Origin of the sequence: Sphingobacterium puteale (genome assembly GCF_003627955.1) — a bacterium.
Taxonomy (GTDB): Bacteria; Bacteroidota; Bacteroidia; order Sphingobacteriales; family Sphingobacteriaceae; genus Sphingobacterium; species Sphingobacterium puteale.
The window spans coordinates 1-12919 of sequence record NZ_RBWS01000032.1; the positions used below are offsets into that span (position 1 = coordinate 1).

At 37.7% G+C, this 12919-nt stretch carries 12 protein-coding genes; 8 read left to right on the forward strand and 4 right to left on the reverse strand.

All coding sequences use genetic code 11. The features are described 5' to 3' along the window. From D7322_RS28670 to D7322_RS27290, 4 genes are all read left to right on the forward strand, one after another. Positions 1-570, forward strand: a 570-nt coding sequence (locus D7322_RS28670; RefSeq protein WP_183078867.1) for a hypothetical protein, incomplete at its 5' end; no start/stop codon positions are given. 62 nt (positions 571-632) lie between these two features. Beyond that, positions 633-2786 (forward strand): glycosyltransferase, encoded by a 2154-nt coding sequence (locus D7322_RS27280; RefSeq protein WP_121127332.1) that lies wholly within the window; start codon positions 633-635, stop codon positions 2784-2786. Positions 2787-2884: 98 nt separating this feature from the next. Further along, positions 2885-5035 (forward strand): peptidase domain-containing ABC transporter, encoded by a 2151-nt coding sequence (locus tag D7322_RS27285; protein WP_245971493.1) that lies wholly within the window; start codon positions 2885-2887, stop codon positions 5033-5035. Between the two features lie 11 nt (positions 5036-5046). Then, positions 5047-6366, forward strand: a complete 1320-nt coding sequence (locus D7322_RS27290) for an HlyD family efflux transporter periplasmic adaptor subunit (RefSeq protein WP_121127334.1) — start codon at positions 5047-5049, stop codon at positions 6364-6366. Positions 6367-6595: 229 nt separating this feature from the next. Here the strand turns inward: D7322_RS27290 and D7322_RS27295 are convergent, their stop codons facing one another. Beyond that, entirely contained in the window at positions 6596-7210 is a 615-nt protein-coding gene (locus tag D7322_RS27295) for a hypothetical protein (protein WP_121127335.1), read from the reverse strand. Between the two features lie 5 nt (positions 7211-7215). Then, positions 7216-7809 (reverse strand): hypothetical protein, encoded by a 594-nt coding sequence (locus tag D7322_RS27300; protein ID WP_121127336.1) that lies wholly within the window; start codon positions 7807-7809, stop codon positions 7216-7218. A gap of 283 nt (positions 7810-8092) precedes the next feature. Between D7322_RS27300 and D7322_RS27305 the strand changes: the two genes are divergently transcribed. From D7322_RS27305 to D7322_RS27315, 3 genes are all read left to right on the forward strand, one after another. After that, positions 8093-9031, forward strand: coding sequence for an Rpn family recombination-promoting nuclease/putative transposase (locus D7322_RS27305; RefSeq protein WP_121127337.1), 939 nt, complete (start codon positions 8093-8095; stop codon positions 9029-9031). A 44-nt stretch (positions 9032-9075) separates the two neighbouring features. Continuing rightward, a complete protein-coding gene (locus D7322_RS27310) occupies positions 9076-9741 on the forward strand; it encodes a DUF4844 domain-containing protein (protein WP_121127338.1) in 666 nt (221 codons plus the stop codon). A 121-nt stretch (positions 9742-9862) separates the two neighbouring features. Further along, positions 9863-10618: a DUF6882 domain-containing protein gene (locus tag D7322_RS27315; protein WP_220700195.1), complete on the forward strand. Its 756-nt coding sequence runs from the start codon at positions 9863-9865 to the stop codon at positions 10616-10618. Between the two features lie 88 nt (positions 10619-10706). On the opposite strand, the gene D7322_RS27320 is transcribed toward D7322_RS27315, so the two are convergent. Together D7322_RS27320 and D7322_RS27325 are read right to left on the reverse strand one after the other, a co-directional pair. Then, a complete protein-coding gene (locus D7322_RS27320; protein WP_121127339.1) occupies positions 10707-11486 on the reverse strand; it encodes a DUF4241 domain-containing protein in 780 nt (259 codons plus the stop codon). Between the two features lie 27 nt (positions 11487-11513). Continuing rightward, positions 11514-12059 (reverse strand): hypothetical protein, encoded by a 546-nt coding sequence (locus tag D7322_RS27325; RefSeq protein ID WP_245971494.1) that lies wholly within the window; start codon positions 12057-12059, stop codon positions 11514-11516. A gap of 427 nt (positions 12060-12486) precedes the next feature. On the opposite strand from D7322_RS27325, the gene D7322_RS27330 reads away from it, so the two are divergent. Next, a complete protein-coding gene (locus D7322_RS27330) occupies positions 12487-12876 on the forward strand; it encodes an immunity 22 family protein (protein WP_121127340.1) in 390 nt (129 codons plus the stop codon). Positions 12877-12919: the final 43 nt, after the last annotated feature.

Genomic DNA, 12919 nt, shown 5'->3' on the forward strand with positions numbered 1-12919 from the left:
TTAAAAAGAAAATATAACCTTTTGTATGACTTTGTTTTTCAGAAAGAATTGATCTCTAAAATTAAATCTCCTGAACATGAGGAAGAATTTGGAATAGCAATTACTCCCAAGGGATCTAGAATTGTCGATGCATCTTCATACAGTTCTGCTTCCGGCCCAGGTGCATTCCTCAATCCTCAGAGAAAGCAGGATTTCATCGACCTGCTCAACAAAAATTACTTGAGCAAAAATGAAGCGGTCACTGACTCCGTATTGATTATTCAGTTTGCCACGACAAGGGATGGCACCTTAGTCCAACACGAAATCCTCCATGGGCACAAGGAATCACCGCTCTACAAAAACTTCTTTAAGACATACGCTGAATTTAATTCCAAATTGCCTAAAGAGCGATATCCTGCTACCAAAGGTCTCGTCATGCCAAAGATGCAAAATGGAGAAAGAGTTGGTCTGATTGATTTTTTTATCCGGCTTAATCCAGATCGAACATTTACTGTTTCGGCACAAGGAAACGATAGAGATCTAAAAATTAAGGATTTTAAAAATGATCCTGATAATCCACTTTTCTTATAGATTATTGATAGGCGGTAAATAAGGAAGGGACGTAAAAGTAGGTTTTTTAACAATGTTTTTTTATGATCAATTTGTTTTTTATAGATTATTACAGTCAAGATAATGGGGGGCTCACCACCTACGTCAAGGAATTGACGTCCAGATTGACGACCGTCAAAGAGATTAATCTAACCATGATTCTTGTCAAAGCGACCCATTGCCGTTACATTGAGTTTCAAAAGATCGACCAACGAAATTGTTACCTTATTCCGCATGATATCTCGTCCTTACACAATACCACCAACGATGTTGGTTTGGCTGATTATCTAAAAAATGAGATAGGAAGCCAGCCTAATATCCTATTCCATTTTAACTGGATCAATCATGCACCCTTTGCTCAATTTTTAAAATCGAGGATGTTCTGCAAGGTTATCCTTACCAAACATTGCATGCCCTGGCGGGACGCAATCACGGGAAATTATCAATTTTTTAAACTTGTTGATTCACAGCTTAATATGGGGAGTCAATTTCAGTATCTCTATACACCATTGATGCGGGAGATGTTATCTTACATATCTGTAGACCACATTGTATGTGTTACCTCATTCGCCCAGAGCTCCTTGCAGCGGATTTTTGGTATTCCATTAGAAAAGACCAGTGTAATCTATAATGGTCTGGGGCTGAAAAGAGGATATAACAAGAAAGCTGCTTTGCGGAAAAAATATGGATTTTCATTGGATGAACAGATTATTCTCTATGCGGGTACCCTCAATGAAAGAAAGGGAGTGGGGGATTTGATCGCTGCCTTTGATATACTTTCCTCGAAATTGCAAAACATCAGATTGGTCATCGCAGGCAACGGAGATTTTAATAAAGTTTTAAAACGAACGGTTAAAGGCTGGTCGCGCATTACCTTTACGGGGAATTTGGAGCAGAAAAAGTTGGTAGACTTTTATAAAATGGCTGATATTGGAATAGTACCTTCCTATATCGAACAGTGCAGTTACACCGCCATAGAGATGATGCATTCTAAGCTTCCGATCATTGTAGCCGATGTAGATGGCCTCAGAGAGATTGTGCCCAATGATGCTGGCTTGAAAGTCCCCGTACATCTAGGCAAGCATGGGGCGTCGATCGATCAAAAAAAGTTATCCGAGGCTATGTATCGTATGCTGACCAATGCGGATTTAGCACAGGGAATGGCCGGACGAGCAAAAGCGTTTGCTCAGAGCAACTTAGTCGCTGAAAATATGACCGTGGAAACAGTTGACCTGTATAAAAGGATAATAAACCCCATTGATGTTGCTAAAAAACAGTTGGTTATGCATGAAGAAGTGTTGGTCAGCGTTGTTCTTCCCTGTTATAATGCGGAGCTATATATCGAAAGTTGTATCAATAGTGTGCTAAATCAAACCCATCGCAATTTAGAGCTTGTGATAATCGACGATGGTTCTACCGATCATACAGTCAAAATAATAAATAACTTCAAAGACAACAGAATCAAACTACACCGGAATGAAGCAAATTGTGGCATAACAACCAGTTTGAACAAAGCGGTAGCACTTAGCAAAGGGAAATATATTGCACGGATTGATGCAGATGATATGATGCATCCGAAGCGTATTAGCAAACAAGTGCAGTTTTTGGAGGCGAGTGAGAACAGTCAGATCATGTTGGTCGGTAGCCACCATTATGTTATAAACAAAGAAGGCATTTTAGTAAGCTTTAAGCAGTATCCGATATCTGATCATGAGATAAGATCAGTCTATGCTTTTCAAAATCCTTTCTCACATCCAGCAACCATGATGCGGGCAGATATTATCAAGCCGATCGGATATTCTGACCAATACCCACATGCTGAGGACTATCATTTATGGGGACAAATTTTGAGACAATTCAAAGTTGCTAATATACCCGAATATCTTACTTACTATAGGGTTCATGAACAAAATACTTCCAAAGAAAATGGTAAAATCCAGCGGGAGAATGCAGCAAGTGTAATGCATGACGAGCTAGATTATCTCGGAATCGAACCGACAGTTGAAGAGTTGAAAGTTCATCTCGCTTTGGCACAGGGATTGGGCAGAAGGTATTTTAACGATGAAAACAAAATAGATAAGCTCCGGGCGTGGATCGATAAAATTTGTACGTCGCATCAAATTACCTATAAATTACCACAGCGACAGCATAAAGCGACTAAAGACTATATCTTGCGCAATATATGCAATATCTATTAACCAGAATATTTTATTAGCTGATATTGATTATGAATTTTGGGGGATTTCCATTAAATAGACAATTAGACATGGTCGATTGTGGACCAGCATGTCTTAAGATGATTTCAAAGTATTATGGAAAATATTATTCTTTGGCTTACCTAAGGGACCTTTGTGGAAACACCAGAGAAGGGGTTTCGTTAGCAGGACTATCCTATGGTGCGGAATCCTTGGGCCTCAGGACATTGGCTGCGCATTGCAGTTATGAACAACTCGTTGAGAAAGTCCCGCTACCAGCCATTATTCATTGGGATGACAGCCATTTCATCGTATTATATAAAATCAAAAAAAGAAGCAATCAGCAAGCTAAATTTTTTGTGGCCGATCCGGGAAAAGGCTATATCAATTATGATAAAGATGAATTTATTGATAAATGGTATAAAAAAGTGAGAGACAGCAATTCCGGAGTAATCTTGTTGCTTCAGCCCCAGGCCGATTTTAAACAACGCCAGCCCGGAGAAAAGGCAGAGCGGAATAAACAATTGGAGAACCTATTAGGCTATTTCACTCCATATAAAAAGAGTTTTTTATACCTGGCTATTGTGATGCTGCTGATCACCTGTATGCAGGCGGTGCTTCCATTTATTTCAAAAGCGGTCATTGATGTTGGTATACAGACCCAGGATGTCAGCTTCATTAATATTGTTTTAATTGCCAATCTGGCACTGATTGTCAGTATTACCTTGAGTGCAGCAGTGAGGGATTGGATTTTGCAACATATGTCTTCGCGTATCAATATTGCGCTTATTTCAGATTACCTGATTAAATTAATGAAATTACCTGTCGCATTTTTCGAGAATAAAATGATGGGAGATATACTCCAGCGCGCTAACGATCATGAAAGGATAAGAAGTTTTATAATGAATAATTCGTTGAACCTCATTTTCTCCTCGCTTACATTTATAATTTTTAGTGTTGTTCTCTTAATTTATAATACGACCATTTTTTATCTTTTTGTTGGTGGAAGCACACTTTATATCCTTTGGGTAATGGCATTTCTAAAACTACGGAAGCGATTAGACGGGGATTATTTTGATTTGACCGCTAAAAATCAAAGCTATTGGGTTGAAACTATTGGCGGGATTCAAGATATCAAGATCAATAACTACGAACAGGCCAAACGGTGGAAATGGGAAGCCATCCAGGCGAGACTGTTCAAAGTCAATCTACGTTTGTTGAGTGTGAATAATATCCAAAATCTGGGGGCCAGTTTTATCGATAGCGTAAAGAATTTATTGATCACTTTCTTTTGTGCCAAAGCAGTTATCGCAGGGGATATTACATTTGGTGTGATGATCTCCACACAGTTTATTATCGGTATGCTCAATGGCCCAGTTCAGCAGTTTATTACTTTTATGGTTACTTTTCAGTTTGCGCAGATCAGTTTTCAACGTCTTAATGAGATTCAGACGTTGAAAGAAGAGGCTGAGGATGTTGGTAACAACGATCTGGCATTAACAGGATCGAAAGACATCATCATGGATAATGTTTCATTTCAATACAATCATGTTTCGCCTGTTATTTTAAAAAACGTTAGTATCTATATTCCGCAGGGCAGAGTAACCGCCATCGTAGGCGATAGTGGGAGTGGCAAGTCAACCTTGTTAAAACTCTTACTGCGTTTGTACAGACCTACCTATGGCAATATTATGATCGGCGGGATGAATATCAATAATATTGGTTTAAGACAGTGGCGGGACAAATGTGGTGCCGTCATGCAAGATGGAAAGATCTTTAACGATACTATTTTAAATAATATAATCCTTGATGATGAGAAGGTCGACAACGAGCGATTGAAGAGAGCGGTGACGGCAGCAAATATCGCGCTGGAGATCGAGCAGCTACCTATGGGATATCAGACTATAATGGGCGAAAACGGGCGAGGATTAAGTGGAGGGCAAAAACAGCGTGTGCTTATTGCCAGAGCACTGTATAAAGATCCCGAGATATTATTTTTCGATGAAGCTACCAATGCACTGGATACTATCAACGAACAAAAGATTACTGCCGCCCTAGATGAAATATTTTATGGCAAAACAGTTGTAGTTGTGGCCCATCGACTGAGCACGATCTATAAAGCCTTTCAGATTATTGTTATGAAAGACGGTTATGTCGTCGAAGTAGGTAATCATCAGAGTTTAATGGAACGTAAGGGACGTTATTTTCAACTAGTAGAGACGCAGTCGGATTTAAGAGTTCTTGCAAACTAATCCTAAAGAAAATGGAAACACAGGAAATTATAGTTCATAAACGCACCGAAGAAGTCCGAGATATCATCGATCGGATGCCCAATACATTTGCCCGAAATATTACCTTTTTGGTTTGTACAATTGTAGGGCTCCTGGTACTTTTTGGTTATATTATCAAGTACCCCGATATTGTCACAGGGGAAGTGACGGTTTCTGCCGATCAGGCACCTTTGCAAATTCTCGCGGAAGAAAGTGGCCGCTTGAATATTAACAATATCAAATCGCAGGATCTTATTAAATCCGGCCAATTATTAGCTTGGATAGAAAATCCAGCTAGGCCCGATCAAGTCACAGAGATCCACAATTTGGTGTTAACGCTAAAGTTGCCCACTTCAAGAGCTAGGTCGCTATACGATCAATTTCCAAAACACATGAGCTTGGGCGATCTCACAATCCCATACTCATCTTTCCTTTCAAGTCTTAAACAGCTTGCGGACTACCAGGATCATAAAGTATATGATAAACAGAGCCAGTCATTGGGTAAAATACTGAAAGAGCAGAACGCTGCGCTCGGAACCCTAAGTGACAAGGAAAGGATTGGTAGAGAAAATCTAAAGATTTCTGATAAGTTTCTTGAGCGCGATTCCATTTTATTAGCCAAGCGTATTATCAGCCAAGCCGAATACGAGCGGTCCGTCGCGGCACACCTGAGTGCCGAGGATCAATTACGGAGTTCACAGCGTAATACAGGTTCGGTACGTGAGCAGATCAGCAATACGGAGAGCACCATTCAACAGAATAATATCGCTAAGTCCGAGAAAGAATTACAGCTTGAGTTAGAGGTTTTGACTACATACAACAATCTTATTGACAAGCTCAATTTATGGCGAAAACAATATCTTATTAGTTCGCCTGTTGAGGGAAAGGCCCAGTTTTTAAAGTTTTGGAGCAACAAACAGTTTGTTAAAGCTGGGGAGCCTATTTTTTCCATTGTTCCAGATGAAAATACCGCCCTCGGGAAAGTTATGTTACCCGTCCAGGGGGCGGGCAAAGTAAAAGTCGGACAGAAAGTTATCGTTAAAATGGCAGACTATCCGTACATGGAGTATGGATATATTGAAGCCCGTGTCAAAGATATTTCTTTGGTGTCCAATACCGTCAGTTTGGGCAACGGAACTACAATAGATTCCTACTTGGTCACTTTGACATTTCCTGATGGCCTTCTGACTAATTATGGAAGCCGTTTAGATTTTCGATTTGAATCAAAGGGCACAGCAGAAATCATTACGAAGGATCGGCGATTGATTGAGCGATTTTTCGATAATTTAAAATATATAGGGCATGCAAAATAATTTTTTATGAGATAAGGTTTTCGTATCTCTCACATACGCCTTCTTTCACTCAGATCCCTTAAAACCTGATAGTTTTGACTATATCATTTAAATCAAACAATGATGGCAAATCAATTTTTAGTTAAGTAAACAATAGTGGCTATGTAATGCTTAACTGCTGAAGAAATAAACTGCTTTATAAAACGAAACTTATTAGGGAGTTAAGTTACCCTGGAACGGATGATGGCGCTTAATTCTCTTTATCTTTCCAGTAGTAAGTCAACCTGATACGATGCGTATTGTCCGAGAAAATTAAATCCAGTTGAGCATGTAAATCTTTATTATCCCAGACGGTCTTGCGGGATAAATAGGTGCCTGAGCCCCATGATGATTGGACACTTTTGGGTTCTTGATCATCAGCGCTCGTCTGACCAAATGTTTGGATCATGTTCTTTTTTATTCGCTCGTATTCCTTATTATAGATGTCAAGTTGTTTATTCTCATCTTTCCAGTCCTTAGCAAGCTCCTGCATAGATTTATTATTATACCTGTTCACTTCCCAGTCGCAAGAAACTATTCGGAGTAATGAGTCTTTTTCTGAAAAAAAATATTCAACAGACAACGGCAGATAATCCAGCGCCGATCGTTCTACAACCACGGGATTCAGGAGAGGGTGCTTTTCGAGGTAAGGATAGTAATCTGATGACATGAAAATATTTGGATTTAAAAATTTCGCATCTGGATTCAGTTGTGATTCGAATTTCATCGCCTCATTTACCTTTGTTTGGTTTACCCAAAGTTTTTCTTGACCAAATGTGATACCACTTAGGGTAACTAGAAATAAAAGGATTGCTATTCTTTTCATAATCTCTATCTCAAATTTTTTAATTCTTCCAGAAGTCTGTTCTGTTTATTGATGGAATGATCCAGACTATCTTTTTGTAACGGATGCGCATTTTGGTATTTTTCAATTTCAGGGAGCGTTTTTCTGATTTTAAAAGTGGTATAGAGGCTTGTCAGGTTCTCCTTATTTTTGCTGATCAGATCCATATATTCCCTTATATTTTTTATCTTAAGATCGTACCCGTTAGAACTGGCGGTAATTTCCTTTTCTACCTGTTGCCTGACTAATGAATCTGTGATAGATTTTGTCTGCTGATGAGCATCCTGATAATAAGAAGTAGAGATGTTAAGTATATTTTTATAGACGGCCAAAGTTTTTTCGGTCTCCTCGAAGGTATCCACTATTTTGGTATTGAGCGCTGTCAGATGTTTATCATTTTTAATCAATTTAAAATAGATACGGTTTACGGTCACCTCGTCGTCCCGATAACTTTTTAAAGAACCAGAAACTAACGCGTCTGAATTATCTATTACGTTGTCTGCAGGGGAATTGTCCGATTTATTTTCTCTGCAGGAGAGCAGAGATAACGCCATGACAGAAGCAAAAAACATCTTTTTCATATTCTATTTTTAGTGGTTTACAATTCATCATACCTCACTGACTAAATTAATCATTTCAATGCTATTACCCGTGATAAAAGGATATTTTCATTAAAATAAATTAATTGACAGATTTAGAATCAACGTTGGTTTTTGCTCTTGCAGAAAAATGTCTACTTTATATATCCACATCGAACAGTGGCATATGATAGTCTTCATTGGAGATGTTTTTACTAAAAATATTAGTATTATAATGTTTGTTTACTTATAATTGTGTAATTAACCAATTTAAAAACAATGTATTATGAGTGAATTAAAGCAGTCTAAATATATCGATATCACGACAGATTATGGCTTTAAAAAAGTTTTTGGATCAGATACCAATAAAGATCTTCTTATCGCTTTCTTAAACGAACTCTTTAGAGGGCGCAAGATCATTGCTGATTTATATTATAACAAAAATGAGCATGTCGGAGATACCGAGGATGTTGGTACAGTTATTTTTGATCTGACCTGTACGGCTGACAATGGCGAACTTTTTATTATTGAAGTGCAGCGCACGGCGCAGGATAATTTGAAAAAGCGCATGCTTTACTACAGCAGTAAATTGATAGCGGATCAGGCACCTAAAGGCAACCGAAGGGCTTGGAATTATGCAATTAGTGAAGTCTATATCATTGTACTGATGGATGGATTTAAGATGCCTGATGCGGGCGATGAGAAGTGTTTTTTGCACGATATCTGTCTCTGTTATCGGGATCATGGTAAAATATTTTACGAAGATCTAGGCTTTATATATTTGGAATTGGTTAACTTTGTTAAAGCTGAGGCAGAGTTAGTTAATGATTTAGATCGTTGGCTGTATGTACTTAAAAATATTTCATCGCTAAAGGGACTTTCCACTTATTTGCGGAAGCCTATTTTTGAGAAGTTATTTCAGTTAGCAGAGTATAGCAAACTAAAACCGGAGGAACGAGAGATGTACAACGCAAGTTTAAGAAATAAATGGGATGCCGAGAGTATCCGCAGTAGTCAGGAAGAGCTATTGAAACGAGGGCGTGAAAAAGCAATGGCGGAAGGAAGAGCAGAGGGAGAGGCTAAAGGAAAAGCAGAAGGAAAAGCAGAGGTAATAAAAAACCTTTTGTCTTTGAATAAGTTTTCGATTTCGGAGATTGCTGAACTCTCGAACGTCACTGTAGAGTTTGTAAATGGAGTCCAGGCGGAGATAGCGAAAGGAAAATAAAAGCATATAAACTGAAATAGTTTCGATCTGATCTGACAATTTTAATGACAAACAAACAGACAACATTAAATAAATTAAATGCCTTTATACTGCGGGACAAGTTTTCTATTTCTGCTTGGGAAGAACGGGGACTAAACCCATCTGATAGTGAAATCTGCGACCGACTTCAAAGTTTATTCAACGATTGTGTTAATAATTTAATTGAAGCTGTAAATTCCGATTATAAACCAAGACAACTCAAAAGCATTTTAAAAAAATCGTTGGATAGCATTGATCGTTCAGATTATGATACAGAAGAGCGTGAATTTATCTGCGATTATTTCGACAAACTTTCAAAAATTGTTTCAGTTGACTTAAAAGACAACTTAAATGGATGGCTTTATGGGAAAGTGCTTAATACACTATTCAAATTGACTTCATTTTTCAAAGGACAAGACAATATAGTTGAAACTTTATCTCAAGACTGTACTCAATGTGGTTCAAAACTTGAGACATTCATTATAAAAAAAGAAGAAGGTATTCCGGATTATAGTTGGAATATTATTCAATGTAGCAACTGTAATGAATTTAATTTACTTTCGACAGGTCCAAATATTAAAGTAAAGCGTTTTGGTAATTATAAATCAATTGAGCAATTGCCGAAAGCGGAATACACAGAGGAGCAAGCCAACGTGAGACTTGAACAAATAAAATTCTTTAGAAAAAAATGACAAAGCGAAGAAGAGCAGCACATAATAGATGAGGACAGCCGCTGTAGCCGAATTGGTAAATGAACCAAGATGACAAGTTCAAAATATTATAAAGACTCCTGAAAATTAAAGATACACAACGTTGAAAATAGATTACGAACAGTTTGCCGATAAAAAATGTCGGGAACTTATGCAGATTCAGGAAAGGTTTATGGAACAATTGAGCATCAGTAGCTATCAGCATTGGTATTATGATGCTGAACTTGCTCTCTTGCGGCTATACAATGACGATATAGATCAATTGTATCTAAAATATATTCCCATTGGTACCTTTTCCCTTACATCAGAAACATGGATGTGGAGTTGGTTCAATGATCATAGTTTCGAGCCCAATAAGAACAGTACACTTGATGTTATGGAATTTGGCCTCGAAAACGATTATCCGAAATTGACAGCGGGCACCTTCTCGGGTGATGAATTCGATTGTTGGGAGTTTACCGCGATATCATTAGCTACTTTGGGGGGGATAGGAGTATATAGAGCTCCCTCCGAAAAACTTCAAAGCTATCTTCTCATTACCGCTGTTTTGGATGAAAATTCTCGGGAAGTTATCCATTTCAATCAAGCAAAAGTTAAATGCAAAATCCATGGGCGGTCGAGACCAGCCTTTGTTTGTCAGCATCTTAACTTGGAGTATCCGAAGGGATTTGAAGAGGCTTTTGAAACATATAAAGGGATGGAACTTGGTGAAGATGACGATTTTCAAGCATGGTGTGATGAATGTGAAAAGGTCAGGATCAGAAATAATGGTTGGAGCGAATACGCTGAAGAATTTGCAAAGATCAAATTGGTCTGTGAGTATTGCTACTTTGAACTAAAAAGCTTTAATTGCCGTTAATCAGATGATTATTTTCTTTGAGCTTAATCGGGTGATGTTTACGCGCTTAATGTAGACTCCTTAGAAAAGAAATAAAACGCTCAATCTTTCACCACTCCGTAGCATTCCGCCATAGTACAATATCAAAGTCAGTCAGCAGCTGACAAATTTTGCCATCACTGTCCCTTCCAATGTAAGTAGCATAAAAAACATCTCCATACCCCGTGGAGAAGAAGACAGCATTTTGCTTTTGAAAATCGTAATTTAAATAATCCTTGAATTTTTCGGAGAATATATTGTCCCAGTTTTTATCGAGCAGCGTATTAAGACTATTCTTTGCGACTTGGTCAACGAAAAGAGCCAGTCCTGCATCCACTCCATATCCATATATTTCTTTGGATTTGAGAGGGATTGGAGGCTGTCCCGGTAATAACGCAAAGCTCCATTTTCGGATAGGCTTATCTGAGAATTTTACCCGTGCAAATGCAAACCTTCGATCTCTATTGGTCTTGATATTTGCCATTGCCAATTCGACAGGAAACTCACCTATGGGGAAATTCTCATTAAAAGCTACGGCATCACTTAAGGTAACGGGATCAGTTGCGATAATCTGCCCTGACGATACCTTTAGATTTCCTACAGCTATCTTATCAAAAGTTATCTCCGTGCCGAATTGCGCTACTTTTGTGTCCGCGAAGAAACTTCCCTCAAATATCTGTGGGAACACCAATGATGTGTCCTGGATGGTTATTTTGGGTATGGTATCTGTCTGGTCAAATTTGGCTGTTGGTACAATGACATCGTTAGTATTACTTGAAACTTTGTTCTTCGAAATACATGAAAATAGCACCACGACCATCATACATATTGTTATTGTTCTTTTGTGCATAGGGGATAATTATCTTTGTTTTATTCATCACTCTACAGGATGACCGATATCCTTAAAAAACTTTCTAAGCATTTCATATGTGCCACTACCAGCGACAATCTGATTGGAACAATCTATTGCCATTGCTTCACAACTTAAACAGATATTCAAAACAGATACAATTTCGCCCGAGTTTTTATAGAACACGATGGCATCCCTGTAAATAGGAGCACACATCCAATGGGACACGTCAGTTGTTTTCGCAAGCAAAATATTCTTTAGTAGACTGACTGCCTCATTATCATACTGAAAAGTATTGATTCTTTGACTAGAGAAATGAAATCGACCTGTATCATCAATTAAGTATTGTGTTACACCTAATAACGTGTCCAATTCACTCAGTCGAATTTCCTCGGTTTCGGTGAGATTATTGCGTTTCTCCTTTTTTACTTTTAACCTGTTATATTCCGGTTTTAGCACTTTAAGCGCAGCTTCATATTCATCTCCACGCTGAAGAGAGTAGGTTTCAATGTAATCAAATGCTAAACGCTGTATATAATGAGAAGATGTGATTGAATTCGTGATACTTTTCATCGTTAAAAGTGAGCGATTATTTCTCTAAATACTAAAAATATAAAAAATTGCTTGTAGTAGCTAATTAAATGATCTAAGACGGATATTAGAATTTTCCGGACTGCAATTGATAAAAGACCTATTTTTATTGTCAAACAGATCCATGAAAGACGTCATTAATATTGACTCCTAATTTAACGAATCGTAAAGTATGGCTTTCGAATATTAAATTGTGCTGATTTGTGCTGAAGAAATAGCATAGATTTATGTAGAATTTAGCTTTCGATCAGGACGATAATCAAGGTGAAATTCAAAAGAAGTAAAACAACGGTACTATTGGATTTTTTTGAAAAGTAAAGTTTGGTTTGGAAAACAACGTTTCTTCTCAAACAATTTTATTAAAATCAAATAATGATGTCTTGAATGCGGTTTCAACATGTATTAAAAAATGAATAGAATGTCATTAATCCATCTGTGGATAGGAAAAACAGATAAAAGTTTAGAAGAAATTGAAGCGTATTTTAATCTGGACTCATTTTATGATAGTGAAGAAGATGAAGATTTTGAAAAGTGTGGTTTTTGTAAAGAAGTAACATTCAGCGAGTCATATGATGAAAACTTCATAGGTCAGGAGTATAAGGACGACCCCATGCCTGTTGGCAGCATGCTAGATGAAATTCCTTCTCCTAAAATTATACCATTAATAGTTGATAAATGTGGTGACTTGAATGTAACAGAGGCAAATGCTATGTTCTACTATCGAGATGTTGAATTACCGAAACCAGAAATTGGGAAAAAATATAATGATTTGTATTATATAGGAGAATTTCCAATTTAGGAGTAAGTCAAGTGGATTTTTATATTCCTTATGTGGATCATGA

Coding starts and splice junctions, on each gene's coding strand:
- D7322_RS27320 (WP_121127339.1), bottom strand. CDS start 11,486: ATGCACAAAAGAACAATAACAATATGTATGATGGTCGTGGTGCTATTT.
- D7322_RS27285 (WP_245971493.1), top strand. CDS start 2,885: ATGATTTCAAAGTATTATGGAAAATATTATTCTTTGGCTTACCTAAGG.
- D7322_RS27300 (WP_121127336.1), bottom strand. CDS start 7,809: ATGAAAAAGATGTTTTTTGCTTCTGTCATGGCGTTATCTCTGCTCTCC.
- D7322_RS27325 (WP_245971494.1), bottom strand. CDS start 12,059: ATGAAAAGTATCACGAATTCAATCACATCTTCTCATTATATACAGCGT.
- D7322_RS27280 (WP_121127332.1), top strand. CDS start 633: ATGATCAATTTGTTTTTTATAGATTATTACAGTCAAGATAATGGGGGG.
- D7322_RS27310 (WP_121127338.1), top strand. CDS start 9,076: ATGACAAACAAACAGACAACATTAAATAAATTAAATGCCTTTATACTG.
- D7322_RS27305 (WP_121127337.1), top strand. CDS start 8,093: ATGAGTGAATTAAAGCAGTCTAAATATATCGATATCACGACAGATTAT.
- D7322_RS27290 (WP_121127334.1), top strand. CDS start 5,047: ATGGAAACACAGGAAATTATAGTTCATAAACGCACCGAAGAAGTCCGA.
- D7322_RS27330 (WP_121127340.1), top strand. CDS start 12,487: ATGAATAGAATGTCATTAATCCATCTGTGGATAGGAAAAACAGATAAA.
- D7322_RS27295 (WP_121127335.1), bottom strand. CDS start 7,210: ATGAAAAGAATAGCAATCCTTTTATTTCTAGTTACCCTAAGTGGTATC.